Raw genomic sequence first — 26,986 nt, 5'->3', positions numbered from 1 at the left:
TTCTCCGAGAAACTGGGTTTACCAGGCTTTGTCCTAATTAAGATACAATAAGAACCACAAAGAAAGTGCGATCGACATTATTTGACAGTCAAGCTATGCAATCTACAACTCAGTCCGAGACAGAACTGGCGATGGACGCTCCCAAACACGGATTGCCCGTTACAATCATTACAGGATTTCTCGGCAGCGGCAAAACAACCCTGCTCAACCACATCCTGACCAATCAGCAGGGTTTGAAAACAGCAGTTTTGGTAAATGAATTTGGCGAAATCGGCATCGACAACGAACTGATTGTCACCACCGACGACAACATGGTTGAGCTGAACAACGGCTGCATCTGCTGCACAATTAATGAAGATTTAGTTAATGCAGTTTACAAAGTTCTGGAACGTCAAGAAAATCTCGATTATCTGGTAGTCGAAACAACCGGACTCGCCGACCCGCTGCCAGTAGCGATGACTTTTTTAGGCACAGAACTGCGCGACCTGACTCGTCTTGATTCGATAGTTACAGTAGTAGACGCAGCCAACTACAGCTTAGATTTGTTCAACTCTCAAGCAGCTTACAGTCAAATAGCTTACGGCGATATAATTATCCTCAACAAAACTGATTTGGTTGAAGAAGCAGATTTAGATTTGTTGGAAGTTAAGATTCGCGATGTCAAAGAAGGTGCTCGAATTCTGCGAACAGTAAAATCGCAAGTTCCCCTACCGCTAGTCCTCAGCGTCGGATTGTTTGAATCGGACAAATATTTCCAATCTGAAAAAACTGCTAGCAGTCACGACCATCACGACCATCACGACCATCACGACCATCACGACCACAGCCATCACGACCATCACGACCACAGCCATCACGACCATCACGACCACAGCCATCACGACCACGGCCATCACGACCACTCCGACCATTTAGAAAATGACGGATTTACCTCAATTTCTTTCCAAAGCGATAAGCCGTTTTCTCTGAGAAAATTTCAATATTTCTTAGACAACCAACTGCCAACAAATGTGTTTCGCGCGAAAGGGATTATGTGGTTTGAAGAAAGTCCCAAACGGCATATTTTTCACTTGAGCGGTAAGCGATTTTCGATGGATGACGACGAGTGGAAAGGCGATCGCAAAAACCAGCTTGTTCTCATTGGTCAGGGTTTGGATACCGAGACGTTGCGATCGCAACTCGAAAACTGTCTTTGTATGCCTTCAACCAATCGCGGCAAAGGTTTTGGGAAAAACTAACAGTAAAATATTCTTTTGTAGTGGTTCCCAGGCCAAGAGCCTGGGAACCGATGTCTAGAGGCTCTGCCTCTCTGGTTCTCAGGAAGATAGGAGGCAGAGAATAAGAATTTGCGTTACAAGACTCTTGGCCTGGTAACGAGTAATTACCTATTACCAATTACCGATTTCCCATGCGAGTCATCATCCAGCGAGTAAAATTATCTCAAGTCGAAATAGACGGTCAAATTGTCGGCAAAATTGGCTGCGGACTTAACTTGCTGGTAGGTATTGCAGACACCGACACCGAAGCAGAACTCGATTGGATGGCTCGCAAATGCCTGGAATTGCGTTTGTTTCCCGACTCGGCCACGGATACCGGGCGCTGGAACAAGTCAGTACAAGACATCGGCGGCGAGTTGCTGGTTGTCAGTCAATTTACGCTCTACGGGGACTGTCGCAAAGGTCGGCGACCTTCCTTTGACCGAGCAGCGGCTCCTGAAAGAGCGGAAATTTTTTATGATAAATTTGTCGAAAAGTTGCGCCAGAGCGGCTTAAAAGTTGAAACAGGCTTGTTTGGAGCGATGATGCAAGTCTTTATAGATAATGACGGGCCGGTGACTTTGGTATTAGAGAAAGAATCAGGGTGAATTGTTTGCAAACAATTCACCCTGTGCTTCTTTATTATTCCTTCTTCCTTCTTGGATCAGATCAAATTTTCAGATTAACCGGGTTTCCTAACTGCTGTTGCGTAGGTTCTGAAGACATTGCAGATAGCTACACTCTGCGAAGTCTCGATTCCACAATCTCTAACGGCCAAAACCGCCTCAAATAGCCAGTTATTAGATTGTCCACTCAGCGGCCTCGCAGCACCCTCAATTTTCCTCCCGATCGCCCCACGCACATAACAGCTCAGAATGCTTGTACAGTAAGGCTTTAACGGCAATAAAACCAATCTTCCACAGCCAGCGCTTAGAATCAGATTCAGCAGCCAAAAACTGTTGCATGAGAGAGTGGAACACTGGCATAACTACGGTTATCTCTACTTCCGTAATATTCAATGTATAGAGAGTTGAATCAGCACAGTAAGCGAAACCGCCAGCCACTGCCGCCTCACTCTCTGACAAATGTCCTCGCACACCCGCTGTGCCCTACCACCCGATAAATGCCATGACTCTCAAAACTGCCACCAACACCGTCAACTGCAACACCGCTTCTGGCTTCAACTGCATTCCGGCTACCTCCAGCGAACCAAACGCCGAAATCAATACTGTTCCCAGCATCGATATCCTCGCTTTGGCTGACTTCGCTCTCAAAGAATTGCAAGCGGAAATGAAAACTCCCAGCCGCAGCGCTCAAGCAGTGGCGATGCGGATTGCTAAGGAAGTCGAACGGATTTGCCAAAAAAGCGATCGCATCCAAATTTCCGGCGAAGTTGAAGCTTGGCAAATCACTTTGGCCGAGCACCGGTTGCAAAAAACCCTGCAATACTACCGCCTCGGTTCCAAACAAGGCCGCGTCGAACTGCATTCTCACCTCGCGGCGATGATTTACCGCCATGTTGCTTCTTTCCGATCGAACTTGAACTTCCAAGCTCGCTACAACATGATTGAAGACTTTTTGCAAGGCTTTTACATCGAATCTCTGCGAGCTTTCCGCCGCGAACACCAACTCGATGTCACCTACCAGCCCCGCACGCAGCTAGAATTGGCTGAGTACATGGCTTTCACCGAACACTACGCCAAGCGCCAAATTGGTTTGCCCGGCCGCAACCGCCAACGCCTGATCGTGTTGCGCGCTCAAGGATTTGCCAAGGGCCAACCTCCCGAAACTGCGATCGACATTGAAATGGCTGTAGAGTCGGGCAAGGGAGAAGATGCGGAAATGTACAGCCGCTCTCCGGCGCTGCAACAAGTGCGCGAGCAAATGGTATCGGAAACTGTCGATCCGGCTGATGCTGTGCTGCGCGATCGAGTAGTATCGGAATTGATCGCCTATCTGGAATCGCAAAATCAGCCAGAATGCGTGAATTACTTAACTTTAAAATTGCAAGACCTTTCGGCTTCGGAAATTGACCGCGTGCTCGGTTTGTCTTCCCGCCAGCGCGACTACTTGCAACAACGTTTCAAGTACCACGTCGAAAAATTTGCCCGCACTCAAAATTGGAAACTCGTCCACGAATGGCTGGGTGCTGATGTCGATCAAAAGCTGGGAATGACTTCGGACAAATGGGAAGCATTTCGCGCTCAACTTGCGCCCGAAATGCAGCAACTGTTAGAAATGAAGCGGAATCAAGAAAGCGATAAGGCGATCGCCACCGCGCTCAAATGCACTCCCAAACAAGTCCAAAAACGCTGGGCGCAACTGTTGGAGCTGGCTAGCCAGACTCGCAACAGCAACCAAGCTTAAGTGGTACTCAAATATGAATGCAACTGTTTTCTTGAGACTGGAAAATGCGATCGGGTGCGGCACCTGCACAGGACTGCCCGCCCCGGCGTCCGCTCTCAAATCAACAAGCGCTCCTACTAAATTATCGCCGCTTTTTGGCAAATTCAATTTATTTATTAAAACAACATTACTTTTTTTAATATCTTTCGTTCCCTGGTTAGGTCGGGGAATTTGTTTTTATTAGTCATTAGTCATTAGTCATCATTTATGGGAAATTGCTTGCTTAAGAGGCGGCATCACCTATATTCATAATGATATTTAAACATAGGGAGTAGCATTATCAAGGCAAAGTTTTTCAAATATATTGCCCCAAAATATTTCACACAAAAGTCTACTTTTAAAGTAATAAATTATGTGTATAAGGTTTTTTTGGTCGTTAGTATAAAGTATGAAAGCCTAATTTATAAAGGTATTTTTTTATAAAAATAGTTAAAAACCGATTGTGAAAGTTGAGGGTGCGAAAGGTGTATAAAAAATGACGAGTCATCTATCCAAAGACAGAAAAAAATTAAAATAAATATACTAATCCTACTATTCTGTTTCACTTAATCCTTCATAAGAAGGAACCATCAAATTTGAGATCTATCTAAAATGGGGGCATAACTAGATGTAGATAAAAAGGGAAGCCACTCTTATGTTACTTTACAAAATTGAAGATTTTAATCCCAACTACCGCGAAGCTGCTTTTAATGGCGAAGATATCAAAGGTCTGGATATCTATGCTGGAAATAAAGATGAGAAGATTGGCTCTATTGATACCGCGCTAGTTGATGAGACAGGGCGTTTCCGATATTTTGTGGTTGACACGGGTTTCTGGATATTTGGCAAGAAGGTATTAGTTCCAGTTGCTCTTTGTCGAGTTGACGTTGATGCAGAACGCATCTACGCAACGGGTTTGAGGAGTAAGGACCAAGCAGAAAGACTACCCAGGTATGAGGATGGGATGGTAGTTAATTACGATTATGAAGAACAAGTGCGGGGTGTTTATCGTACTCTAACGGTAGAAGGGTCTGCACCTGTAGAAGCATCATTGCCTTTAGAAGCATCTGCACCAGTTTCTATGCCGCGTCCGGTCTCTAATCAAGCTAGGGCTACTGGTTATGACCGCAACACCTACACTTACGAACAAGAGCCTCAATTGTATCAGATGAACGATCGCGAGCATCACAAATTCCGACTCTACGAAGAACGACTGGTTGCAGAAAAAAGCCGTCACAAAGCTGGCGAGGTAGCAATTGGCAAGCGAGTAGAAACCGACACGGCACGAGTTTCTATTCCAACAGAAAAAGAGCGAGTTGTAATTGAGAGTGTAACTCCAGCAAAGGCAGGTGCGCCCGTAAATCGGGATACTCCCTTTAAGCAGGAAAAGGTGATGCGTATGGAAGTTTACGAAGAAACTGCTGATGTCAAAAAAGAAGCTTTCGTGCGCGAAGAAGTTAACATCAGGAAAGAAGTTGAAACGGAGATTGTTGAGGCAACGGAAACACTGCGTCGTGAAGAGTTGGACGTGAAGAGGGAAGGACGTTAGAGTACCAATGAATTGAACAAGGGTTTGTAGTTGCGCTGTCTTCGACCATCTGTGCGTTGAAGCGCAAAGACGAACCTAAAAAATCACTACAACTGTAAAAAAAGAGGTGATTTTTTATGTTTAATTGCTGCCGTTTGCCGCTAATAAGTGCAGCATTCCTAGCTTTCTCGTGTAGCATCGGTGCGACAAGTTTTTTAGTAAAGCCTGAGCCAGTTGCAGCTCAACAAGCTCAGCAGAAGTTCCTGATGTCCCGCCTAATTACTGGGCGCGTCCATTTATTCAATTTTTAGCTGAAAAAGGCATTGTTACCATTTATATTTTTGTATTATTGGGTTTAGCCCTGCCGTGGCAACAATGGCTAGAACTTGGGTGGAAAGGTTTGCTACTAGCAGTAGCAGTATTGCTGTTACGCTGCCCTCCTGCTTTTTTGCTGTTGCGTCCCCTTTTGGGTCAGTTAAAAAGCTGGCAGGATACTTTGTTTTTAGGATAGTTTGGTTCCATCGGTGCGGCAGCGATTTTTTATGCCATGCTGGCGCTACGTAAAACGGGATTAGAGTCAGCTTGGGTCATTGGTAGCCTAATTATTTGCGAGTCAATAATCGCCCACGGCTTTACTGCTGTGCCGTTGGCGAAAGCTTATGCTAAAATGCAGCGTAAAAGACAAACTTCTAATGATTTGGTAGGTAGATGAACACCCCCAACCTGGCAGAAAAACAAGCCATAGAACAAGAGCAAAGCGAGATTTTTCAACAGCTAGAAGATTGGCTGGAAATTCCTATGCTGGTGCTGGCATTTGTGTGGCTAGCCCTATTTATTATTGAATTAACTTGGGGATTAAACCCACTGCTAGAAGTCATTAGCACTACTATTTGGATTATCTTTATTGCAGATTTTCTACTTAAATTTGCCTTGGCGCCCCGCAAAATTTCCTATATCAAAAGCCATTGGATAACGGCTTTTTCTCTGCTGTTGCCTGCTTTGCGTACCTTGAGGATTGTACGAGTTGTGCGAGCATTCAAAACAGCACGGGCTGTACGAAGTTTGCAGTTGTTGCGAGTTATGACTGGTACGAATCGAGGTATGCGGGCATTAGCTGCGAGTGTTAGCCGTCGCGGATTTGGTTATGTCGTAGGACTAACGATAATTATTACCTTGGTAGGTGCAGCAGGGATGTATGCTTTTGAAAAAGATGTCGCCGATGGTTCCTCCGGGTTAAATAATTACGGCACAGCCTTATGGTGGACCGCAATGCTAATGATGACAATGGGTTCGGAATATTGGCCCAAAACGCCAGAAGGTCGCATACTTTGCCTTGTTCTGGCACTCTATGCGTTTGCGGTTTTTGGTTATGTAACTGCGACCATCGCCACATTTTTTATTGGTCGCGATGCAGAGGATGACGAAGCAGAATTAGCAGGAACGAAATCAATTGCAGCACTTCACACTGAAATTGCTGCCTTGCGGGCTGAAATACAGCAATTATTGAATCAGAATTCAAAGTCTTGAATTAGGTAGATGCCAAGATCAAGTTTTGGTCAGCGCTGGCACTACTTTTTCGCCAAATACCTGAATAAACTGCTCTTGTTCTCGGTTAACGTTGTGCAAAATTAGTTGATCAAACCCCAATTCAATATCTTTTTGCAACCACTCAATATGCTGTTCTTGGTCTGCCGAGATGCGGAGGTGTTGATATAACTCCTGTGGTTGAACAAACTCCCCGGCGGCATCAAATTGATCGGGTGCTATCAGTTGTGTTAGCATTTTGCTTTTGAAGATGTTACTGCGCCATTGATGATGAGCGCCTTGTAGTGCTTTCTCTGCATTACTGTCATAGGAAAGCTGCACTTTCAAAATCATTGGTTTTCCTTCTCCACCACCGCGACGAAACGCATCGACGACTTTTTTTAACTTTTCAGGTGGGCGAGAAGTAGTAATTAATCCATCTGCCCAACTGCCCAACCATTCTGCGGTTTCTGGGGTAATTCCCGCGCCGATAATTAATGGGAGAATTTCCGGGCGGGTATAGAGTTTTGCGTCTTCTACGCACACTAAACCTCGATGGGTGACGGTTTCTCCTGCCCAAAGGGCGCGGATAATATCGACACATTCTTTGAGGCGCGTGTTGCGATCGCTCTTAGTAGGCCACTTATCCCCAGTAATATGTTCGTTCAACGCTTGGCCGCTGCCAACCGTCAGCCAAAAACGATTTGGAAACATTTCTGCCAACGTTGCCGCAGCTTGGGCAATAATAGCCGGATGATACCGCTGTCCGGGAGCGCAAACAACCCGATAGGAAAGCGTCGGCGTTGCTTGCATTGCTGCACCCAACCAAGACCAAGCAAAACCACTTTGTCCTTGCGCTTCACTCCAAGGATGAAAGTGATCGGAAGAAAGGGCATGGGTAAAGCCAGCTTGTTCTGCCATTTGGACATATTTCAGCAGTTCGCTGGGCTTAAACTGTTCGTGGGAAGCATGATAACCAATTTGTGCCATAAGTTTTTAGGAATTTTGAGTTGAGTAGGGGCGGTGCCCCCGTGCCCGACCTGAATTGTGAGTTAAAATCTGCCGACTTAAAAGCAGATGATTGAATCAAAACCCCTTATAAAAGTTATGAGTTTGGAGTTAGATAAGTAAACAAAATCTAACTCAAAATTCATAACTTTCTGTATAACGGGCAAGCTTATGAACGGAAAATTCGCCGATAGCGAGCTTCAATTATCGAGTAGATACCATAGGCAATTAAACCCAAAGGTACTAGAGCCAAAATCACTGGACTAAAAGGCTGTTGTGCCAGAATTCCCAACACATCGCCCAATCCCTTCGTTTGACTGGCATCCGATAGCCTTGCTGCTTGAATTAAGAAAAAACCGATTATAACGAAAACAACTCCACGGGCAGCAATTCCGAATCGACCCAACCGTGTCGCCCAAGTTTGCTCGGTTTGGCTCATTTCATCTAGCTTGAAATGGCGACGAAATTTGGCTTTATATGCTTCGTAAAAATAAGAAAAACCTACACCAATAACAATTGATCCTGCCAATCCTACCAGCCATTGTCCAAACGGTTGCGCTAAAATTTGGGCTGTCAAATCTTGGGTTGTATTGCTATTACCACCGCCCGAACCCATTATCAGTTTTACAGCAGTTAAAGCCAAACCTGCGTAAGCTAAAGCACTTAAGGCGTAGCCAATGCGTTGGGCAATTCGCTTGGCATCCATTTTCTGTCCTTGGTGTTCTGGGTCGAGAATTGTCTGAACAATACGCCAAAGGGCATAACCAATAATGCCAATCGTTACAAGAAATAGCAGAAATTTACCGAACGGTTGGCTAACAATTTCTGATAATGCACCGCTAGTATCTGTTGTCCTGCCGCCCATACTAAAGACGGCTTGTGCTGCTAGAAAACCGACAATAAAGTAAACTAAGCCTTTGGAAGCATATCCCAATCTTGCCAGTCGCTCAAACCAGGGATGAGAAGCTGCCTGTCCAATTGACTGTTTAATGTTGTCGGTGGATGAGTTGTCTCGTTTCATATTTTTTGACAATTTAGTTGTTCACGACTGCTGCCATAGGCAATGGTGCATTCCTTTCCAGTTAACTGAGTTTTTAAACAAATAATTTATGTTATTATCTATTAATTAATAGCTTGTTTAGAGATTTTTGTCATCTGTCTTGAGCGGGACTCTCATCCGTTGATTGATTGATAAACTTCACATAAAGTGGGCTTGACAAATATAGCTTTATGGGTTATCTGCTGGCTTCCCTGATGGAGCAGTCTGCCAGCGGTCTAGTATATCTTTGATTAAAACTTCTTTAACCCAAATTTGAATAACAATGAGAATTGGTAGCGCTAAAAATAATCCCAAAAAACCAAAGAAGAATCCGAATGCTGTCAAGAGAGCTAAGGTGTAAGCGGGAAGCAGAGATACCTGCTTTTCCATAATGATAGGTGTGACTAAGTTGCCTTCAACTTGTTGAATTAGGAAATAAAGCAACAACACCGCGCCTGCTTTTGAAGGCGAATCTAATAAAGCCAGCAGCAGCGGTGGAATTACGCTTAAAATTGCGCCCAGATAGGGAATTAAGGCTAATATGAATGCCAGAACCCCGTTCACAAAAGGCAGTGGAACTTGCAAAACAAACAAACCAATAATACTCGTAATACCAATAAAACTCATGCTTAATGCAACGCCTGCCAACCAACCCATTAAACCCTCTTCGCATTTTGAGAGAATTTCATCGGCTCGCTGACGGTAAAAAGCCGGAAAAAGGCTGATAATTGTGTGGCGGTATGGCATCGGATTTACCAGAAGCATGATTGTCAAAACGGTAATTAATAAGGTATTGATAATCAAGCTTAGATAGTTGGAAAACCACAGATAAATATGCGAACTTGTCCACCGAAAAAGCGTTTTAATTTCTTGGGTTAAATCGTCAATACTGGGAAGGTTATCAACAATTTGTCCGGGTAATCTTGCTTGCAACCAATAGATCCCAACTCGCAGTTGTTCTATTCCTAGCGGGACGAGTTGGGACAACTCTTGAAATTGATTGCTCAGGCGCGTTACGATGAGAGTTAGCAAGACAGCGATCGCTGTGACTAGAATCGCAACAGCTAAGGCGATCGCCACTCCCCGCTTCGCACCCGACTGCTGCAATCTTCGCACTAAACGGTTGAGAGCGATCGCTAAAATTACGGCTGTAAAAAACAGTAAAACAATCGTTCTAATTTTCCACAAAATATAGAGCGAGGCTACCAAAGCAAAAAAACCGATCCACTTTCCTAAGCCCACAACAAAAGCCTCTCTATTCACCCACACTTAACTCTAGCAGGGAGATTTTTTTGGCTAAACTTTCTACAGCGAGAGTGAGCGATCGCATCAATTCCGAATCCTCACTGTATTCTGCAGAAGCCAAATTTATCAGCCGCTGACTTTGGCTAACTTCTATTTCCTGACTCCACTCTTGTGCGGTAGTATCTTTATAAACCCCAATCGTTATTCCCTGTTGTTCATTCAAAAGCGAAAAACAAGGAATATCTGATGCCCCATCACCCACATAAATGACTTGCGTTAGCGGGATGTGCAATTCTTCCGCCGGAACATCCCGATAAACAAATGTCTTGCCATCGTCTTTTGGAGCGTTGTCAACGCCTTTGGCAAGTTGAAACAAATAGCGAGTTTTTTCCGTGTGAGTTACAATTTTTTTGAGAAACTCAATCTCGCCCTCTTTACCATAATGGAACTCGCAACCCCACATCGCCTTAAACTGGGGGGCGATGCAATTATTACGGGCAATTTCCACCATACCGCAGCTAATTAGATAAAATTCAACTTCCACTTTGGGGTTGATTGCATAAGCGCTTTGACGTAGGCGATCGAACATTTCCGGAACGCCATCAAAGGGCGCTAATTTTTCCCCAAAATTTGCTATATATTCCTGGGTTATTTTGTTCCCTTGACGCTTAGATTCCTCGATAATTGCGTAAAATCTGGCTAGAATATTGTCCCAGCCGCTATCAATTAAAGGTTGAATTCGCTCGCGACGAAAGGCGAGGGCATCAATATTGAGGCTTTCTAACAGACTATCGACGGTATCAGGGACAAGGGTATCGTCGAAGTCAAACACGACGGCGATATAGTTAGATAAAGGTTTGGTTGCGAGAGTCATAACAATTTGAAAGTGAAGGTTAACTAACAACAGCAACTTGAATAGTTGCGATTTTCCCAATTTTGGGAAATAGTTCCCAAACAGGTAAAGTGTAAAAACTGAGATATTGCACCAATGTCAATAATGGGAATTTTCGTGGAGTCGGGCGGGTTTATTTAACCTGTTTGCAAGCTTTAAGACTATTGGTGAACCCGCCCCTACAGGTCCGGCACGAATGCTGCAATATCTGAGAAAAACCCTGTTTAACTTCCTCCTGCACTCGTTCCAATTATCCCGGTCAGTTGTAAAAGATAGATAACTGCAAAGCAGGCAAAAAAGATCCCTGCAATTACCGTTCCACCCCAGATAAACTTCGAGGGTCGCAATTCCTTGGGCAGCATTCGATGATTCACATAAAGCGTTAATCCAGTCACAATGGGAATGTGAGCTGCTTCAATGCCTCCAGCCATTTGTAACAAGGAAACGGGTTCGCCGAAAATCAGATAAATCGCAATGGGTAACGCAGCTAACAGGACTATAATATAAAATCGCTGCAAAAATTTTTCATTCGTCCAACGACCCTGCACGCCAAATCCTTGCAGTAAAATTTGCGTGCCATCCGCAAACATCCGCCCAAAGCCATCTTGGACTGAAAGCGTGGTGCTACAAAAAGTAATAAAAACAATTGCCACCATAAACCAAAAGCCAAATGGCCCCCAAAGGTCGCCTAGCAAACTACCCAAAATTTCTGCTACTTGTTGTTCTTTTGGCACTAATCCTTGGGGACGCAACAACTCGCCACCGAGAATCAAAAAAGCGAGTGCCGCTAACAGCGCACCCACGACTGCTAAGGTGTTGGAGAAACTCATTAGAGTCACCCACCCCTGCAACCTTTTTACTTGTTCGTTGCCGATTTGATTAAAATCAAGGGGTTGTTCTTGTTTGAGGGAAGCAGCACCGTATCCTCTGGCTTCCACCCAATAGGAATACCACATCAATCCTGCTGCCCCTGCTAGCATAAAACCCAGCCAAGGTAGGATTTCTTGATATTGCACGTTTTGGGGAATTTGAGGCACTAACCCCGCTGCGAATTGTCGAAGGTTGGGAAAAACAAAAATCGCCGCGGCTACCACTGCCAACGTGCGGCCGATGCCGATAATTGAGGAAATTTTTTCCACAACTTCATACTGCCCCATGAACACAATTGCTGCCGTCACAGCGATAATAATCACCGTCCAAAGTTTAACTGTTCCTCCTGTTACTAGAATCAGTGCTGTAGCGGCGGCACCTGCAAGTCCGGCAACTGTGGAAATTGCTACTACCACCTGCGGCAATAAAATCAGCCAAATCGTCCAATTTTTCGGTCCAGGAATTTGCTTAAAACCTTCTAAAATCGTTGCGCCCGTACAAACCGAAAACCGCCCGACTTCATTGTTGATAAACCACTTGAGGATAACAGCCGCTAGCAGCGCCCACAACAGCGAGTAGCCGTAAAGTGCTGCAATTCGAGGTGTAAATAGTAACTCACCAGAACCAGCAGCCGACAGCATCCATAAAAAACTCGGCCCCAACCATTTAAAGCGGTCCCAACCCTCTGGCGGCTGCGGGATTTGTTGATTTGTATTTTCACCCCGTTGGTTAGTTATTTGTGCAGAAGAACTGCGATCATCGCTATCTCTATTCATTGTTATTACTAGATTAGTAACTGGTCAACACGGATCGATTTACCCACGATTTATGGTGAGGTTGAAATTGTGGATTTTCATATTCCGGTGCTTCACAGCTTGTTAAAACGACGCTTGCTGGTGGCTTTTACCCAAAGCCGGATTAAACCAAAGACAACTGCGATCGCCAGCAAAAACGTTACATTGAACTGAATGTCAAAGCCACTTGCATGATTGTGCCAACGTAAAACTCACAGCAGGTATTGGCCAATTGCAAATGAGGGTACGCGCAAAGCCAAAAAAACTGCTGCTAGTCCCAAAAAAACGGCAATGTCCACAACGAATACGATCGCACTCAGGCTTGACTAGGTTCTCAAGTTTGAGAGAGGATTTTTCCTTCCCAATTACAGCGAGCGAACCAGCTAGAAGCATCCACAATCGCATTCGTGGTTGAATTTTTGAATTGGTCAGGTTTTCTTGTACTCAAGGAATTAATTTTGTACAAAGATACCTCCTAAGACTGCCACTCTTACATTTTTACCCTACACCTATGTCGGGCAATGATTGTGCAAAATTAAAGCAAATAGCCAAATATATTACTTAAGATATATTGCTTTTACATTCAATTTTAAAATCACCCAACTTAAGATAGATGCTGCACGGCTATTTTTTCTCTACAGAGACTTTTTAGAAAAACCCAAAGCTCATTCTCAGGTTAGGCGCGTCGCTATTGTTTAGTTTGTATCCTGAGACTACGGAGTTCATATAATTTAACAAGAGCGAGATGACACAAAATAGCGATCGAGCCAGCCAAGCAATAGGATTGCTGGGTCAACAAAAATTGGAACTAAGCGATCGCGATCGTGAAGAGATCATTGAGCGCATCCGTCCCACTGCCTTAATCATTTACGAAACGATTAGGATTGAGGGTGAAAGTGAGTTGTGCCGTCCAGTTTCAGCCCTAGCTTGGTCTGGATTAGCCGCAGGACTATCTATGGGATTTTCCCTGGTGGCTCAAGGTTTACTCCAAGCAAATTTACCGCAGCAATCTTGGAGTTCCATCATTGTCAGCTTTGGGTACAGTATCGGCTTTGTCATCGTGGTGATGGGGCGTCAGCAGTTGTTCACTGAAAATACTCTGACTGTTATTCTGCCTTTGTTAAGCGCTCGCAGACCCAAACTTTTTATGCGAGTGCTGCGATTATGGGCAATTGTGTTAGCAAGCAATTTGTTAGGTGCATTCATATTTGCCTCAATAGTTGCACAGCCTGGAGTCTTCCCGCCTGAAATTCAAACAGCGTTTAGCGAAATATGTTTAAGAGTTATCGATGGAGGATTTTGGATAACTTTATTGCGGGCAATCTTTGCTGGTTGGTTAATTGCTTTAATGGTCTGGCTTCTCCCCGCCGCTGAGTCTTCCCAACTGTGGGTAATTGTTATCATCACTTCCCTGGTTGGGGTAGGTGAATTTCCTCATATTATTGCCGGATCGCTGGATTTTTTCTATGCAGTGGCAATTAAAGCTGTTTCGTGGCCAGAATATTTTGGCAAATTCATGATACCTACTCTAATTGGTAATATTTTAGGCGGAGTTACCTTAGTGGCTGCCTTAAACCATGCCCAAGTTGCTCAAGATGACCTCTAGAAATTGAGTTAAAATAAACCACAAAAAGGTCAAGGAAAACCCCGATTTCTCTTTCTCTAAGAAGTCGGGGATGTGCGATCTTAAGATAGAAGGAGAGTGATTATGACTACAAACTGGCGTGGCTATCGAGTTGCAGCTTGGGTAGGACAGGCGTTATTAACAATAGCAGTAATAGCTGCTCTGAGTCAGGGAAAATGGCAAAATGCCTTGGGGTTAGCCTTATTCTTGGTAGCATCCCTGGCGTTTGTGGTGAGGGAAGACCGTTTGCCAACGCTGTTTGATTTCCTGTTTGTGCTTGCTGCTTTACTCAACGCCGGAGGCTGGGTTTTGGGGCTGTTTTATCAACCGGGACCTTATGATGAAATTGTTCATGCTTTCACGACTTTTGCCGTGACTTTAGCATTGAGTTTTTTAGCATACAGTTCAATGCTGACTATTTTTCGCAACCATAAACTGCTGTACTTGCTAACAATAACCAGTTTTGGGATTGCGATTGGTGCTTTGTGGGAAGTTGCCGAGTGGACGGCTGGTATTGTTCTCTCAACCGAAGTGATTGAGAGCCTGAATGATACGATTGTTGATTTGATTATGGATAGTTTGGGAGCTGCAATAGCTGCCCTAACTAGCTTATGGACGTTGCAAGAATGGATGCGCCCCAGTGCGACAGTGGGGAATCAAGCATCTATGGGCAATAGTCCGAGCGATCGCACTTAACTCAAAGCAAATTCATCATTTTTTCTTCAATCATCTTTCATCAGATAGATATTTTCTTATTGCCTCCGACAGATGGCAAGCTTTGGAGAGTTGAGATTAAATGTAGAGAGATAAACAAGTTTTGAGAGAATGTAGAACACAGACAATCGACCTTTAGCCAAAGTCAATTTTTAATAATTAATTTAAATTTTCACGTTACTGCAAGAGGTTGGTTGTTGCGATTTAGGAGGATTTTATGAAAATAAAATCATTTTCAACGGCAATTGGACTGGTTATGTTGGGTTCAACCCTTTATTTACCGGAAATTGCCCAAGCTAGTCCCAAACCCTCGATCCAAGTAGCTCAACGAAGAGTAGTCGGCTCTGATATCGACAGTTTTACCGCGTATCCAGTACAGCGATTAGATCCGGGAACAGAACTCTTTTTCGTGCTGCGAGGAGCCCCGTATTCTAGAGCTACCTTGACTATCCCAAATGCAGTGCAAAATCTGCCGATGCGGGAGGTTCAACCGGGAGTTTACGAGGCAAGCTACATGATTCGCGAGGGCGATCGAATTTCCGAAAATACAGTTGTGCGGGCAAATTTGCAACAAGGCGATCGCATCAGTAGCACCCGCTTGCAAGAACCTCTAGTTGCTGGTTATAGTGATCGCGGCTTTCAATCTTTGTCTATTAACCGCTTCAGTGCTCAACCAGTACAGCAGTTAGATCCGGGAACTACGCTCAATTTCAAATTGCTCGGCACTCCTAACGCTACAGCTAATTTATCCATTGAAGGAGTTGCTTATAACATCCCCATGCGGGAAGAATCCAACGGCGTTTACACAGGGGAATATACGATCCGCAGGCAAGATTATTTCCCCCCTGCGGGTGCAGCGGTTACGGCTAGTTTGCAGTCGGGAAATCAAGTTATTCGTTCCCGTTTAGATCGAGAGCTAATTGCTAGCGATGATGGCAGTTCCAACACTGCCGAAATCCCGCTAGAAATTATCACTCCCGAAGAAAATGCTCGCGTCAGCGGGACGGTTGAAGTGGAAGGACGCAGCGCCCCAAATGCGACAGTTAATGTCAACGTTCAGGCTACCTCTTCGGTGGCAGGTTTGTTTGGAGTTGAACGAAATATCCTTGAACGCACAATTCGGGCGGATGAACAAGGTAAATTCAGCTTTGCTTTTAAGCCGACCATTTCTTTACCAGGAACCCGATACGAGGTGAATCTCAGTTCGAGTAGAGGCGATCGCACCAGCGAAGAAACTTTGGTACTGTTTCAAAATTGAGCAGCGACTCGCGACTATTTGCCGCCAAAAATCTGGCAAACCCTGACTAAATTTGAAAGATTCCATCAGGAGATATCTATGTATGAACTAAATCGCTGGAAAAAAACGCCAGGGATATTACAAATCATCTCTGGAAGTTTATTAATCGCGCTGCCAACGGTTCCTCTTGTGGCATCAGCAGCTCCCGATCCTACACTCAACCCCTGTCCTAGGATTTACTATGAAGAACCTTTTAACAGTAATGTTCGGGTTTCTCAAGGATGTCCGCCTAATGCTGCAAGTCAAAGATTGAATCAGCAAGAGTTGGGTCAAAATATGGTTCCTCCCGCGAGGCGAACCAATGTTACCCAACCACCTTTGCCAGAAACAAGACAGACTCCCCTTGCCACTGTCACACCAATGGCAGGTGAGGTGAGCGTGAAATTAACAAACAGCACAAATACCCCGATTTCCTATCAGGCGATCGGGCATACTGAATCCCGAATGCTAGGGCGCGGAGCTGAAATTGTTCTGCAAAATCTACCAACGCCTGTGACTGTCACAATGGTGCGCGTAGATGGAGGGCTGCTGAAAGTTATACCCATGTCTAGTTCTGAAAAAGGGATGCTAGCAGTTTCAATAGATGAAACGAGTAACTTTGATGGCAATCAAGGAGTTCTAAGAATTCAACCTGACGGTCAAGTGTTTTTGAATTAGGTTATAAAAAGACCCGGTTTTGAACACGAATTCTGTAGCTTCATCAACAAAATAAACAGAAAAAATCTTGGAGGTTTTTCAATGGTTAATAATCGTTTGAACAATTCCACTCAAAAGCTCTCGAATGCTAAGGGAGGAGCGATCGCACTCGCACTAGCAGCTATGCTGCTTCCGGGTTGTACTACCCCACAGCGGCAAGCAACGGCACCTGTACCTGTACCTGGAACACCCGGTTCGGTTGCCACGACAACCGAGAATGTGGTTGATAACACAGCACAACTGCTTGGCAAAACTGTGACCATCAGAAGCGAACCAGTCAAAAAATTGGGGCCATCGACCTTTACAGTTAGCGATCAGGAGTTTTTTGGCAGCGAACCGATTTTGGTTGTCAATGCCACCGGCAAGCCTTTTGTGCTGCCGGCTGAATCAGGTCAAGAAGTTCAAGTAACGGGAACAGTTCGCAATTTTGTCCTTGCAGATATTGAGCGCGAGTACAAATTAGGCTTAGAGCCAAACTTGTACGCCGAGTACGAAAGTAAACCTGCGATCGTTGCACAATCGATGGCGCTAGCCCCCACACCGGGGGAACTCACCTCAAATCCCCAAAAATACTACGGCAAGACACTGGCGGTCAGCGGTGAAGTCGAAACCCTCAGAAGTCCAAACTCGTTCACTTTGGATGAAGACAAATTAATTGGCGGACAAGACTTGTTAGTGATACACACAGTTCCACAACCAAGCGTGCGAGAAGGTGAGAAGGTTGCCGTAACCGGCGAGTTGCGTTCGTTTGTCCTCGCTGAACTTGAGCGGGACTACGATCTGCAATGGGATTTGACCTTGAAGCAGAAGCTAGAAGCCGAGTATACCAACAAACCTGTCTTAGTTGCTACAGGAGTATATCCCTCAGCCATTCCTGACTAACCAATAGACCTCTCTCATAACTACTGCGGGGTAGGTAGGCATCATGCCTGCCCTTAACCGAGTTTTATGGAGAAGTCTAATAGCTAACCACAAGGCGATCGCGATCGCCAGGAAGACAAGCATAACGTCTTTCTTGCCTCGTTTGTTTTGACGATCAATTCAGCAATAAGGTGTATATAATGAATCAACCAGAATCCTTGCCGCAACCGCTGACCCAAAGCGAATTCGTCGCAACTTTTCGCTTGTTCAGTCGATTTAGCTTCTGGATACAGTTATTCTTGGGTGCTGTTTCCGGCATTGTTTTAGTATTTGCTATGTTGGGTCGCAACATGAGCGAAGAAACCAATAATGCAGGTATTGGTTTCGGGGTATTTTTAGCGATTGTTGGTCTGTTATTGCTGTGCTTTAGAATATTTTGGGATTTTCGCTATCGGCTTTTAGGCAGACTTTTGCACGCCGAAAATTCCCAGGTATATCCCAGCAAAGAACATATTACTCACACCTTACGGATTGGATTAGTTTCTAGTTTGGTGGGGGTATTAATCGCGTTTGTCGCTTCTGAAGAAACAGTTGCTGTAGTGCTAGCGAAAACTCTTAGTCAGCCCCAAGCGATGGCAGCTTATGCGCCAGAAAATGTGATTCGTTCCCTAGATATTTTTGTGACGATGGCAAACGTCAATCTGATTGGCGCTCACTTTTTTGGAGCTGTTACTTCTCTTGGCTTACTCAATTGGGTAGAAGAGTAGTTGGCAGCATTGGCGATCGCTAAAGGCAAACACAACTCCTATGCCGTAAGGACTTACAAGCGCTGGCCCATTTAACTAAGGTTGGTGCTTTTGCACTGTCTTGGCGAAAGAAAGCGCAGACAGTGCAGCTACAAGCTCAACAAGTTGGCTATTGGCATGAACATCTAATCGGAAATTGGTAGCGATCGCTCCAGCTAATGCTAATCAGCCTGAGCAACCGTTTTTTTTTCGTAATTGATTTATTATAGTGAGAGATATTTCATCGAGATTGATATGGATAGATTTTGAATCTGGACAAACATAACTTAGGCTCATCTTCCGAAAGATGAGCTATACCCGTGGAATTCAGCTTCCTAAATGGCCCTGTGACCAGGTTTCTGAACACAGCCATGTTACACCCTTTTTCTATTAAGAAATTTACTGATATGAAAGACCTCTGGTATAAAAACGCAATTGTCTACTCCCTCGATGTTGAAACCTTCATGGACTCGGACGGCGATGGTGTCGGCGACTTTCAAGGACTTATCAACCGCCTAGACTATTTATCCGCGCTAGGAATTACTTGTTTGTGGTTGCTGCCGTTTTATCCTTCCCCTAACCGGGACAATGGTTACGACGTGATGGATTACTACAACATTGATCCGCGACTGGGAACCCTGGGAGATTTTGTCGAGTTCATGCACCAAGCAAAGGAACGAGGGATTCGCGTGCTGATCGATCTAGTAGTAAATCATACGTCCCATCAGCATCCTTGGTTTGTGGCATCCAAAAGCGATAAAAACTCCAAGTATCGCAATTACTACGTGTGGTCAGAAAATCCACCCAAAACTGATCCCGAGTTGCTGGTGTTTCCCGATGCCGAGGACAGTATTTGGGAGTACGACGAACAAGCAAACGCTTACTATTTGCATCACTTCTATAAAGAACAGCCAGATTTGAATATTGCCAATCCGGCGGTACGAGAAGAAATCTGCAAAATTATGGGTTTCTGGCTAGAACTGGGCGTGTCTGGATTTCGCATTGATGCTGTTCCCTTTTTAATTAAAGGAATTGGCATCGAAGGTGCAGACCCCGAAAGCCTGCGAGGTTTCTTGGAAGAAATGAGAGAGTTTGTGTCATCGCGTCGGGGTGATGCAGTCTTGCTGGCAGAAGCAAATGTCGATCGCGAGCAAATTTCTATCTACTTTGATAAGGGCGACAGAATGCACATCCTGTTCAACTTTTTGCTGAACCAGCATCTGTTTTTGGCACTGGCGCGTCAAGAATCCACAGCATTGCGCGATGGACTAAAAACCTTACCGGATATTCCTGATATTTGTCAGTGGCTTAATTTTGTGCGCCACCATGATGAACTGACGCTAGACCGCATTACTTCATCGGAACGAGAGGAAATTTTTGCAGCGTTTGCCCCTGAGAAAACTATGCAAATTTTCGGGCGCGGGATTCGTCGCCGCTTACCACCGATGATGGGAGGTGACCGCCGCCGGATTGAACTGGTCTACAGCTTGCTTTTCACCCTGCCTGGTACACCCATGCTGCGGTATGGGGAAGAAATTGGCATGGGGGATGACCTTTCGCTGGAAGGTCGAGACAGCGTCCGCACGGTGATGCAATGGTCAGATGCAGCGAATGGTGGCTTCTCGACGGCTGCAACTGATGCCCTTGCCAGACCTGCGATCGCCAACGGAGAATACGGTTACAAACAAGTCAATGTCGTCGCAGCGCAGCGCGATCCTGGCTCATTAATTAACTGGATGGAACGTGCAATCCGCATCTGCAAGCAATGTCCTGAGTTGGGTAGGGGCAAGTGGCAAATTCTGGAAACCGACTCTCCCTCGGTTTTAGCCCACTGCTGCGACTGGCAAGGCAGGACGGTGATGGCTGTCCACAATCTAGCGGACAAGCCTTGTACCGTTACGCTCAAATCTAACGAATACAGCAATCTGTGCGATTTATTTGGCGATCGGATCTATCAATCTATCGATGCCGACTCGCCCTCTATTCCCTTAGAAGCCTACGGCTATCGCTGGTTTCGAGCCAATGGAATTCAGGGGTAAAAAAGTTAATTTTGAGGGAAGAACTAGCGACGTGGGCTCGTAGGAATGTACTTAGCAGTATTCTTGTCTGGAAGCGGTTGTATCTGACCTTGATTGACCAAAGCTTGATGAATTAGGGCAGTAGCACTACCCCGACTGAGCAACTCGTTCGGATTAAGAGTTCTGGGATCTGGATAGTTGACCACTATCTTTGCCTTTGTCGCTGCTGCCACTGGCTCAACCGCATATTTAGGAAGTTTCTCGGCATCTTTATAGTACGACTTGAGAAAATCTAATGCCGAATTTTTAGCAGGCGCAGTTGCAGCTTTTGTCGTTGTTGGTGGAACAGCCTTAGTCGGTTTAGGTGCGGGCGCAGCCGCAGGCTGCAGCCTTGCCACTACAGGTAATAACGGCTGCATCAAAACAGTCGCTGCGAGGGGAAATGCCAAACGGTTCCTAGCAATTCGACGTTTATTTACTGGAGTTGGTCTTGCTGGAGTTGCAGCAGCTTGATCAGTTTTGACAACAGCGGGATTGAAATCCATATTTAAACCCCTCATTAACACAACTAATGCTTGTGCCTTAGTCAAGGGCTGCTTCGGACGAAACTCATTTCCGGGAAAATCATTCATAAATCCCGCTTCATAAGCTTCTTGAATCGGAGTTTCTGCCCAGTAGTTTTTAGGCACATCCTTAAAGTAACTTCCACTCGGGATCTTTCTAACGCTTGCTCGCTCAAAAGCTTGGCGGATCATCGCCGAAAATTCATCCCGATCCACAGCCTGTTTGGGTCTAAAAGTTCCGTTTAGATATCCGGTAACAATCTCTTTTTCAGCTAAGGAATCAATAAACGGACGCGCCCAGTAATTCGGCGGTACATCAGGAAATTTTGATTTAGCTTGTTGAGCAGCAACTTGCTGGGAACTTAGCACAAAACCAGTGCCACTGACACTAACGGCTAAAGCTAAAAAAGCTACGCTGATTGACGGTAAATACCTGCGAGTAGACATAATAAATTTCCTCCTGATTTTTGCATTTTTAACGAGACTATTTGGCTGAGTTAAAGCGGATTACTTTTTTTTCCCTGCGAATCCCATTCTGTTTTTTTTACATCTAACTCTTCGCGACGTACTGTGTCTCTTGCCTCAACCGTATCTTGCTCAACTTCTTTTCTGACTTGTACTTCCTCGCGCACAAACGCTTGCTTTTTGATATCCACACTTTCTTCGTAGATTTCAAAATGTGCCATTTCTTCTTGCTTGAAGGCGGTATCTGGAGTTACTCGACTCCCTGCAGATTCTGGAGTTGTGTGCTCAATCACAACTCGCTCTTTTTCTACAGGAACTTCCAGTTGTACCGTTTTGGTTTCAACTTGTTTGCCAATTATTACCTCGCCTGTTTTGCGACGGGTTTTATCTGCAACTAATCGTTCTTCGTACAGTTTGAGTTTTTGATGATCCTGTTCGTTCATCTGATACAATTCGGGTTCTCGCTCGTAAGTATAGGTATCCCGGTCATAGGGAGCTTTACGAGCTGGAGGCGAGACAGAATACGTTCTCGAAACTGGAACAGGCCCTTCTAAAGGTAATGATGCTTCTACTGGTACAGACGCTTCTACTGTTGAAGTACGATAAATACCCCGCACTTGTTCTTCATAATCGTAATCAACTGCCGTCCCATGCTCATACCTGGGTAGTTTTTCCACTTGGTCTTTACTCTGCAAACCTGTAGCGTAAACGCGCCCCCCATTAAAATCAATCCGACAAAGAGCGATGGGAAGTAAAACTTTTTTGCCAAAAATCCAAGAACCAGTCTCTACCACAAAATAGCGGAAACGTCCTGTCTCATCTACCAGCACAGTATCGATCGTGCCAATTTTATCGTGGGTACTTCCGCCATAGACATCCAGCCCTTTGATATCGTCGTCATCAAAAGCTGCTTGGCGATAGTTGGGATTAAAATCCTCAATTTTGTAAAGTAACATTGTTGTTTCGTGTACTATCTACATCAACTTGTGTACCTACTTTAGATAGATATCAGTTCTAATACTTCCTTCTTATGAATGATTCAGCAAATTGAAAATTATCAAGATAGCGATATTTTTTTCTATTTTTCTATCTTTAGGTAGATGAATTTAGCATTCCTGTACTGAATGTAATAAATTTATCTAATCATTCGTAGGTTGGGTGGAGCCAACCTACAACGTTTCTGCAACCAACTCTCACAAGGATTTATTAGGTTTTATTATCACCTTAACTAGGGGATATCCTACAAAGTTAAGGGCATTTATAAACGAGCTGCTGGTTTTTTTTTAAGGAGATTTCGATTTTATGAGCGAAATTACTACTTTTGATATTTAAAAAATTTAACTTAAAAATATTATGCCCATTGGTAGATATTCTGGTAATGATGATTAAGTAAAATTAAATTACCTTCAAGAAAAAAAATGACCACGTAACGCAGGGGTTAATCTTTTATGACTTATCCAGATCGATCGGGCAGTCAACTCACTGATCCTACAATCGTCAATCCGCTGGTGGATTACCACGACCAAGTGAGGTGGGGGCCAATTTTGGCAGGAATTGCGATCGCTCTGGGCACTCAACTAATTTTAAGCGCTTTGGGAATGGCGATCGGATTAACCGCAGGTGCAACAGGCGCGGATGCAGGTTCCGTTGGCTTTGGAGTTGTAATTTGGTCGATTATCAGTTTGCTGATTTCCCTATTTTTGGGAGGTTGGGTGATGGCTCAAAGCTGCGGCCCGATGACCAAGAAAACAGCATTTTTGAATGCAGCAATTCTTTGGGGAGCTACATTAGCACTTAGTGCTTGGTTATTAGGAAGCGGGATATCGGGTGCTGTTGGCGCTGCGGCTGCTAATGCTGGAGAAATTGCCAATCAAGTACAACAACAGGGCGGCGTTAATATACCCAATCAAGCGCCGAATGTAGACCCAAATCAAGTTCGCGATATAGCTGGTAATACAGCTAAAGCTACTTGGTCATTTTTACTTGGCTCTTTGCTGAGTTTGGCAGCGGCAATGATTGGTGCTGCTGTTGGCGCTCGCAAACCTCGCGTTTATGCTTGATTAGCGGTCAACCACCCACCACTAATCGGAGTACCGATATAGTGGGGGCACAGAAATTGCCAAGTTGACCAGTCTAGGTGTTAAATCACTACGTTTAAGGCAAGTGTTAAAGACCTACCAGAGAATGCGTAGCTAGTTCTCTGCTCTAGAACTTAAAAGTTAAACAGGTGTAAGGGTTAAGCCAGTGCTTTTAAGATAGTTACCGACCTTAAACATTGACGAAGCTAACATTACCCCGAAAGGGAGGACTTAAAATGTCTAACTTTGTTTTTGTACTAGATACCCAAAAACGACCGCTCAATCCAATCCACCCAGGAATGGCCCGTAAATTGCTAACTAATGGCAAAGGTGCTGTTTTTAAAAGGTATCCATTCACACTAATTCTCAAGGTAGAGGTAATAACAACCCAAAAACCAATCACTCTCAAAATAGACCCTGGCTCTCAAACCACTGGGTTCGCATTACTGCAAGGAGAAAAAGTAATCTTTGGCGCAGAACTGACTCACCGAGGTCAAGCTATTAAAGCCAGCCTTGAATCTCGTCGTTCATTACGTAGAGTCCGGAGAAATCGCCATACTCGTTATCGTCCAGCTAGATTCCTAAATAGAACTCGCCTTAAAGGTTGGCTAGCCCCAAGTTTACAACATCGCGTTGAAACAACTCTAACATGGGTGACTAAATTGATGAAAGTTGCCCCCATTGTTTCCATTGTTCAAGAACTTGTGCGGTTTGATTTACAACAATTAGAAAACCCAGAAATTTCGGGAATTGAGTACCAACAAGGCGTTTTGTGTGGCTACGAGGTTCGGGAATATTTGCTCAACAAGTGGGAGAGAAAGTGTGCTTACTGTGGTGTTACAAATACACCATTACAAGTCGAACATATTCATCCTAAAGCTAAGGGTGGTTCTAATCGCATTTCTAATCTTTGCCTTGCTTGTGAAAAGTGCAATATTAAGAAAGGAACTCAAAATATTGAGCAATTCCTGTCTAAAAAGCCAGAGGTTTTAAAACGGGTTTTGTCTCAAGCAAAGCGTTCTTTAAGAGACGCGACAGCAGTCAATTCAACTCGTTGGGCATTATTAAATCGGCTTAGCATGATTGGTTTGCCTGTTTCTACTGGCAGTGGTGGCTTAACAAAGTTCAATCGCACTCGATTAAGTCTAGCTAAAACTCACTGGTTAGATGCAGCTTGTGTTGGGAACGTTGAATCGCTGAAAATTCTAACAAACAAGCCGTTGTTAATTAAAGCTACTGGGCATGGGACGCGCCAAATGTGTCGTACCGATAAGTTTGGATTTCCATGTCGCTATGTTCCCCGGCTTAAGTTTGTTAAAGGTTTTCAAACGGGAGATATTGTCAAAGCAATCGTTACTTCTGGCAAGAAAGTTGGTAAATATGTTGGGCGTGTTGCCGTTAGAACGAGTGGTTCATTTAATATTGCTGCATCAGAATTGGTGTCAGGGGTTAGCCACAAATATTGTTCAATTATTCACAGAAAGGATGGTTATTCGTATGCAGCATAAACCTTGCCCCCCCTTGGACTCCCACCACGCTCCCTGAGTACAGGTGAGCGTGGGGGTCTCCAAGGGGGAAGACAGATGAACGAGCTAAAAACCTTTTCTAAGGTTTTGGCATAGAGATTTAAAAGGAGATAAAGCGATGCAAGAGCAGAGTATCTGGCAAAAATATACAACGTTAACAAGTTCGATCTTGTTAACGGCAACGGTTTTAGTTGCTCCCTCGTTCGCGACTAATACAAATCAAACACAGATTCAAGGTGAATCTTTACTAGCGCAAGTACCGGATAGCTGTCGCCAGGTTATTGCGAGGAATGGCCTTAATGTTCGGCGACAACCGACGGCTAACAGCGAAGCGGTTGGCATCATCGGTTCCGCACGAAATGTGACGATTCAGAATCTTGGTGAGAATGGCTGGGTACCAATTACAGCCCCGATACAAGGCTACGTATATGGTGGTTTTCTCGGAGCGTGTGAAGCGGCAACTGTCCCGCCTCCTACTAACTGCCGCCAAGTTGCAGCAGCCAGAGGAATTAACGTACATCAAGCACCTTCCACTGATGGGGAAAGGGTTGGAGTCGTCGCGAGTGGACGAAGAGTGACGATTGAAAGTATAGGAACAGATGGTTGGGTGCCGATTACAGTGCCTCTGAAAGGTTACGTCCAAGCTGAAAACCTGGCGTATTGTAGTTAATTGAAAAAACAGTGATGGATGACCAATCAAACCCAAAAAAAGAAACTAATTCACAGCAAAAACCTGGTTTGTTAAATTTCATTGCCGAGACAACAGAATCTGCACTGAATACAGGCAAAGCGGTTGTTGACACAGCACTTGATTTGGGGGAAGCTGCTGCTAAACAAACTTATCGATGGATTGGACAAGCGACGCAAGGAACCGGAGATGCGGTAACTTATGTTGGCAATCTTCCCTTTGTTAAACAAGTGGCAGGGGTACTCAGACTTGATTGGTTAGTTGGGGTCAGCGATCGCATCGACTTAGCCAAAGCCGAAGCTCAAGTCAAGGAACTCCAACAAAAGTATCCCAAGGAAGATCCCAGCGAAATTGCCCATCGCATTATGGTGGAAAAAGCGATCCACGCCGGTGGTGTCGGATTTGCTAGCAGCATTTTACCCGGTGTCGCGGCTGCACTGCTGGCGATCGATTTAGCCGCGACTACTGCGATTCAAACCGAAATGGTTTATGAAATTGCCGCCGCTTATGGGATGGATTTGCAACAGCCAGCTCGAAAAGGCGAGGTTTTGGCAATTTTTGGGTTAGCGCTAGGCGGTAGCAACGCAATGAGAGCTGGTTTGGGCTTTTTACGCAACGTACCGCTGGCTGGCGCGATGATTGGTGCGAGTACGAATGCTACGATGCTGTACGCGCTGGGATATGCAGCGCGCCAGTTTTACGAAGCCAAACTGAGGGAAGAGACTGAAGAACCTGGAACCGAAACGCTGCAAGCGATCCAGCAACAAAGCGAGAAATATCTCGATGTTGCGATCGCCCAGCAAGCAGCGATGGATCAAATTATGGTTCACATGATTTTGGCAACTTATCCCAACAAAAACTGGGAAGATATTCTGCCAGAATTGAAGGTCTTGCAATTAAATGCTGATTCTCTCAAAAGGATTGCTGCTAACATCAAGTCCCCCAAACCATTGGGTGCATTGTTAGAGCAACTTACCCCCGACTTTGCAGTACCGCTATTAGCTCAATGCCGTCGCATTGCCGAAAGTAAGGGAGAGGTTTCCGAAGCAGAACAGAGGGTGCTGGATGCTATTCACCAAACAGTGGACAAGACTAGACAGCTAGTTCATACACTGGACAAATAGCCAGCC

General features: G+C 44.8%; 26 protein-coding genes. 18 read left to right on the top strand and 8 right to left on the bottom strand.

From position 1 onward, the window contains the following. The first annotated feature begins 95 nt into the window (after nt 1–95). Together QUB37_RS06820 and dtd are read left to right on the top strand one after the other, a co-directional pair. A complete protein-coding gene (locus QUB37_RS06820; RefSeq protein WP_333160360.1) occupies nt 96–1,238 on the top strand; it encodes a GTP-binding protein in 1,143 nt (380 codons plus the stop codon). A 170-nt stretch (nt 1,239–1,408) separates the two neighbouring features. Continuing rightward, nucleotides 1,409–1,864, top strand: a complete 456-nt coding sequence (gene dtd / locus QUB37_RS06815; protein WP_333160358.1) for a D-aminoacyl-tRNA deacylase — start codon at nt 1,409–1,411, stop codon at nt 1,862–1,864. Nucleotides 1,865–2,089: 225 nt separating this feature from the next. On the opposite strand, the gene QUB37_RS06810 is transcribed toward dtd, so the two are convergent. Then, on the bottom strand, nt 2,090–2,341 hold the full coding sequence (locus tag QUB37_RS06810; protein WP_333160356.1) for a hypothetical protein: 252 nt from the start codon (nt 2,339–2,341) through the stop codon (nt 2,090–2,092). Nucleotides 2,342–2,384: 43 nt separating this feature from the next. Between QUB37_RS06810 and QUB37_RS06805 the strand changes: the two genes are divergently transcribed. The 4 genes from QUB37_RS06805 to QUB37_RS06790 all read left to right on the top strand — a co-directional run bounded on the left by QUB37_RS06805 (nt 2,385) and on the right by QUB37_RS06790 (nt 6,696). Then, complete coding sequence (locus QUB37_RS06805) at nt 2,385–3,623, top strand: HetZ-related protein (protein WP_333160354.1); 1,239 nt, start codon at nt 2,385–2,387, stop codon at nt 3,621–3,623. A gap of 673 nt (nt 3,624–4,296) precedes the next feature. Further along, nucleotides 4,297–5,190 (top strand): DUF2382 domain-containing protein, encoded by an 894-nt coding sequence (locus tag QUB37_RS06800; protein ID WP_333160352.1) that lies wholly within the window; start codon nt 4,297–4,299, stop codon nt 5,188–5,190. Nucleotides 5,191–5,716: 526 nt separating this feature from the next. Next, nucleotides 5,717–5,881 (top strand): hypothetical protein, encoded by a 165-nt coding sequence (locus tag QUB37_RS06795; RefSeq protein ID WP_333160350.1) that lies wholly within the window; start codon nt 5,717–5,719, stop codon nt 5,879–5,881. After that, a complete protein-coding gene (locus tag QUB37_RS06790) occupies nt 5,878–6,696 on the top strand; it encodes an ion transporter (RefSeq protein ID WP_333160348.1) in 819 nt (272 codons plus the stop codon). Before QUB37_RS06795 ends, QUB37_RS06790 begins: the two co-directional genes overlap by 4 nt. 18 nt (nt 6,697–6,714) lie before the next feature. Here QUB37_RS06790 and QUB37_RS06785 read toward each other — a convergent pair whose 3' ends face one another. The 5 genes from QUB37_RS06785 to QUB37_RS06765 all read right to left on the bottom strand — a co-directional run bounded on the left by QUB37_RS06785 (nt 6,715) and on the right by QUB37_RS06765 (nt 12,523). After that, on the bottom strand, nt 6,715–7,683 hold the full coding sequence (locus QUB37_RS06785; RefSeq protein ID WP_333160346.1) for a TIGR03885 family FMN-dependent LLM class oxidoreductase: 969 nt from the start codon (nt 7,681–7,683) through the stop codon (nt 6,715–6,717). A gap of 187 nt (nt 7,684–7,870) precedes the next feature. Next, a complete protein-coding gene (locus QUB37_RS06780) occupies nt 7,871–8,722 on the bottom strand; it encodes a DUF1206 domain-containing protein (RefSeq protein ID WP_333160344.1) in 852 nt (283 codons plus the stop codon). Between the two features lie 207 nt (nt 8,723–8,929). Next, entirely contained in the window at nt 8,930–10,003 is a 1,074-nt protein-coding gene (locus QUB37_RS06775) for an AI-2E family transporter (protein ID WP_333160342.1), read from the bottom strand. Next, nucleotides 9,996–10,859, bottom strand: a complete 864-nt coding sequence (locus QUB37_RS06770) for an HAD hydrolase-like protein (protein ID WP_333160339.1) — start codon at nt 10,857–10,859, stop codon at nt 9,996–9,998. The genes QUB37_RS06775 and QUB37_RS06770 overlap by 8 nt, the downstream gene beginning before the upstream one ends. Nucleotides 10,860–11,101: 242 nt before the next feature. After that, complete coding sequence (locus QUB37_RS06765; RefSeq protein ID WP_333160338.1) at nt 11,102–12,523, bottom strand: Nramp family divalent metal transporter; 1,422 nt, start codon at nt 12,521–12,523, stop codon at nt 11,102–11,104. 69 nt (nt 12,524–12,592) lie between these two features. Here QUB37_RS06765 and QUB37_RS06760 point away from each other — a divergent pair, with 69 nt between their 5' ends. The 8 genes from QUB37_RS06760 (at nt 12,593) to QUB37_RS06725 (ending at nt 20,557) form a co-directional block, all read left to right on the top strand. Continuing rightward, nucleotides 12,593–12,715, top strand: coding sequence for a hypothetical protein (locus QUB37_RS06760; protein WP_333160336.1), 123 nt, complete (start codon nt 12,593–12,595; stop codon nt 12,713–12,715). Between the two features lie 571 nt (nt 12,716–13,286). Continuing rightward, complete coding sequence (locus QUB37_RS06755; protein ID WP_333160334.1) at nt 13,287–14,147, top strand: formate/nitrite transporter family protein; 861 nt, start codon at nt 13,287–13,289, stop codon at nt 14,145–14,147. Between the two features lie 102 nt (nt 14,148–14,249). Further along, nucleotides 14,250–14,861, top strand: coding sequence for a hypothetical protein (locus QUB37_RS06750; protein ID WP_333160332.1), 612 nt, complete (start codon nt 14,250–14,252; stop codon nt 14,859–14,861). Between the two features lie 235 nt (nt 14,862–15,096). Continuing rightward, on the top strand, nt 15,097–16,137 hold the full coding sequence (locus QUB37_RS06745; protein ID WP_333160330.1) for a hypothetical protein: 1,041 nt from the start codon (nt 15,097–15,099) through the stop codon (nt 16,135–16,137). A gap of 78 nt (nt 16,138–16,215) precedes the next feature. After that, nucleotides 16,216–16,833, top strand: coding sequence for a hypothetical protein (locus QUB37_RS06740; RefSeq protein ID WP_333160329.1), 618 nt, complete (start codon nt 16,216–16,218; stop codon nt 16,831–16,833). A gap of 81 nt (nt 16,834–16,914) precedes the next feature. Next, entirely contained in the window at nt 16,915–17,754 is an 840-nt protein-coding gene (locus tag QUB37_RS06735; RefSeq protein WP_333160327.1) for a hypothetical protein, read from the top strand. Between the two features lie 179 nt (nt 17,755–17,933). Continuing rightward, nucleotides 17,934–18,500, top strand: a complete 567-nt coding sequence (locus QUB37_RS06730; RefSeq protein ID WP_333160326.1) for a DUF3611 family protein — start codon at nt 17,934–17,936, stop codon at nt 18,498–18,500. 425 nt (nt 18,501–18,925) lie between these two features. After that, a complete protein-coding gene (locus QUB37_RS06725) occupies nt 18,926–20,557 on the top strand; it encodes an alpha-amylase family protein (RefSeq protein WP_333160324.1) in 1,632 nt (543 codons plus the stop codon). A 23-nt stretch (nt 20,558–20,580) separates the two neighbouring features. Here the strand turns inward: QUB37_RS06725 and QUB37_RS06720 are convergent, their stop codons facing one another. Together QUB37_RS06720 and QUB37_RS06715 are read right to left on the bottom strand one after the other, a co-directional pair. Continuing rightward, on the bottom strand, nt 20,581–21,546 hold the full coding sequence (locus tag QUB37_RS06720) for an S-layer homology domain-containing protein (protein ID WP_333160322.1): 966 nt from the start codon (nt 21,544–21,546) through the stop codon (nt 20,581–20,583). A gap of 50 nt (nt 21,547–21,596) precedes the next feature. Next, nucleotides 21,597–22,520 carry a DUF2382 domain-containing protein gene (locus tag QUB37_RS06715; protein ID WP_333160320.1) on the bottom strand — a complete coding sequence of 308 codons (924 nt, stop codon included), beginning with the start codon at nt 22,518–22,520 and terminating at the stop codon, nt 21,597–21,599. A gap of 492 nt (nt 22,521–23,012) precedes the next feature. Here QUB37_RS06715 and QUB37_RS06710 point away from each other — a divergent pair, with 492 nt between their 5' ends. The 4 genes from QUB37_RS06710 (at nt 23,013) to QUB37_RS06695 (ending at nt 26,980) form a co-directional block, all read left to right on the top strand. Then, on the top strand, nt 23,013–23,624 hold the full coding sequence (locus QUB37_RS06710; protein ID WP_333160318.1) for a hypothetical protein: 612 nt from the start codon (nt 23,013–23,015) through the stop codon (nt 23,622–23,624). Nucleotides 23,625–23,878: 254 nt separating this feature from the next. Then, complete coding sequence (gene iscB / locus QUB37_RS06705; RefSeq protein WP_333160316.1) at nt 23,879–25,150, top strand: RNA-guided endonuclease IscB; 1,272 nt, start codon at nt 23,879–23,881, stop codon at nt 25,148–25,150. A 136-nt stretch (nt 25,151–25,286) separates the two neighbouring features. Further along, nucleotides 25,287–25,838, top strand: a complete 552-nt coding sequence (locus tag QUB37_RS06700) for an SH3 domain-containing protein (protein ID WP_333160314.1) — start codon at nt 25,287–25,289, stop codon at nt 25,836–25,838. Nucleotides 25,839–25,852: 14 nt separating this feature from the next. Then, on the top strand, nt 25,853–26,980 hold the full coding sequence (locus QUB37_RS06695; protein ID WP_333160312.1) for a hypothetical protein: 1,128 nt from the start codon (nt 25,853–25,855) through the stop codon (nt 26,978–26,980). The last annotated feature ends 6 nt before the right edge of the window (nt 26,981–26,986 follow it).

Source organism: Microcoleus sp. AT3-A2 (assembly GCF_036705685.1).
GTDB lineage: Bacteria > Cyanobacteriota > Cyanobacteriia > Cyanobacteriales > Microcoleaceae > Microcoleus.
The sequence above is the reverse complement of the archived record's forward strand: the minus strand, read 5'-3'. Positions and strand labels throughout refer to the sequence as shown.

What these genes read in the sequence shown, in the direction of transcription:
- QUB37_RS06745 (WP_333160330.1), top strand. Translation starts at nt 15,097, where the DNA reads ATGAAAATAAAATCATTTTCAACGGCAATTGGACTGGTTATGTTGGGT.
- QUB37_RS06820 (WP_333160360.1), top strand. Translation starts at nt 96, where the DNA reads ATGCAATCTACAACTCAGTCCGAGACAGAACTGGCGATGGACGCTCCC.
- QUB37_RS06755 (WP_333160334.1), top strand. Translation starts at nt 13,287, where the DNA reads ATGACACAAAATAGCGATCGAGCCAGCCAAGCAATAGGATTGCTGGGT.
- QUB37_RS06750 (WP_333160332.1), top strand. Translation starts at nt 14,250, where the DNA reads ATGACTACAAACTGGCGTGGCTATCGAGTTGCAGCTTGGGTAGGACAG.
- QUB37_RS06795 (WP_333160350.1), top strand. Translation starts at nt 5,717, where the DNA reads ATGCTGGCGCTACGTAAAACGGGATTAGAGTCAGCTTGGGTCATTGGT.
- QUB37_RS06715 (WP_333160320.1), bottom strand. Translation starts at nt 22,520, where the DNA reads ATGTTACTTTACAAAATTGAGGATTTTAATCCCAACTATCGCCAAGCA.
- QUB37_RS06695 (WP_333160312.1), top strand. Translation starts at nt 25,853, where the DNA reads ATGGATGACCAATCAAACCCAAAAAAAGAAACTAATTCACAGCAAAAA.
- QUB37_RS06805 (WP_333160354.1), top strand. Translation starts at nt 2,385, where the DNA reads ATGACTCTCAAAACTGCCACCAACACCGTCAACTGCAACACCGCTTCT.
- QUB37_RS06770 (WP_333160339.1), bottom strand. Translation starts at nt 10,859, where the DNA reads ATGACTCTCGCAACCAAACCTTTATCTAACTATATCGCCGTCGTGTTT.
- QUB37_RS06740 (WP_333160329.1), top strand. Translation starts at nt 16,216, where the DNA reads ATGTATGAACTAAATCGCTGGAAAAAAACGCCAGGGATATTACAAATC.
- QUB37_RS06785 (WP_333160346.1), bottom strand. Translation starts at nt 7,683, where the DNA reads ATGGCACAAATTGGTTATCATGCTTCCCACGAACAGTTTAAGCCCAGC.
- QUB37_RS06780 (WP_333160344.1), bottom strand. Translation starts at nt 8,722, where the DNA reads ATGAAACGAGACAACTCATCCACCGACAACATTAAACAGTCAATTGGA.
- iscB (WP_333160316.1), top strand. Translation starts at nt 23,879, where the DNA reads ATGTCTAACTTTGTTTTTGTACTAGATACCCAAAAACGACCGCTCAAT.
- QUB37_RS06720 (WP_333160322.1), bottom strand. Translation starts at nt 21,546, where the DNA reads ATGTCTACTCGCAGGTATTTACCGTCAATCAGCGTAGCTTTTTTAGCT.
- QUB37_RS06710 (WP_333160318.1), top strand. Translation starts at nt 23,013, where the DNA reads ATGACTTATCCAGATCGATCGGGCAGTCAACTCACTGATCCTACAATC.
- QUB37_RS06765 (WP_333160338.1), bottom strand. Translation starts at nt 12,523, where the DNA reads ATGAATAGAGATAGCGATGATCGCAGTTCTTCTGCACAAATAACTAAC.
- QUB37_RS06725 (WP_333160324.1), top strand. Translation starts at nt 18,926, where the DNA reads ATGAAAGACCTCTGGTATAAAAACGCAATTGTCTACTCCCTCGATGTT.
- QUB37_RS06730 (WP_333160326.1), top strand. Translation starts at nt 17,934, where the DNA reads ATGAATCAACCAGAATCCTTGCCGCAACCGCTGACCCAAAGCGAATTC.
- QUB37_RS06735 (WP_333160327.1), top strand. Translation starts at nt 16,915, where the DNA reads ATGGTTAATAATCGTTTGAACAATTCCACTCAAAAGCTCTCGAATGCT.
- QUB37_RS06800 (WP_333160352.1), top strand. Translation starts at nt 4,297, where the DNA reads ATGTTACTTTACAAAATTGAAGATTTTAATCCCAACTACCGCGAAGCT.
- QUB37_RS06700 (WP_333160314.1), top strand. Translation starts at nt 25,287, where the DNA reads ATGCAAGAGCAGAGTATCTGGCAAAAATATACAACGTTAACAAGTTCG.
- QUB37_RS06790 (WP_333160348.1), top strand. Translation starts at nt 5,878, where the DNA reads ATGAACACCCCCAACCTGGCAGAAAAACAAGCCATAGAACAAGAGCAA.
- dtd (WP_333160358.1), top strand. Translation starts at nt 1,409, where the DNA reads ATGCGAGTCATCATCCAGCGAGTAAAATTATCTCAAGTCGAAATAGAC.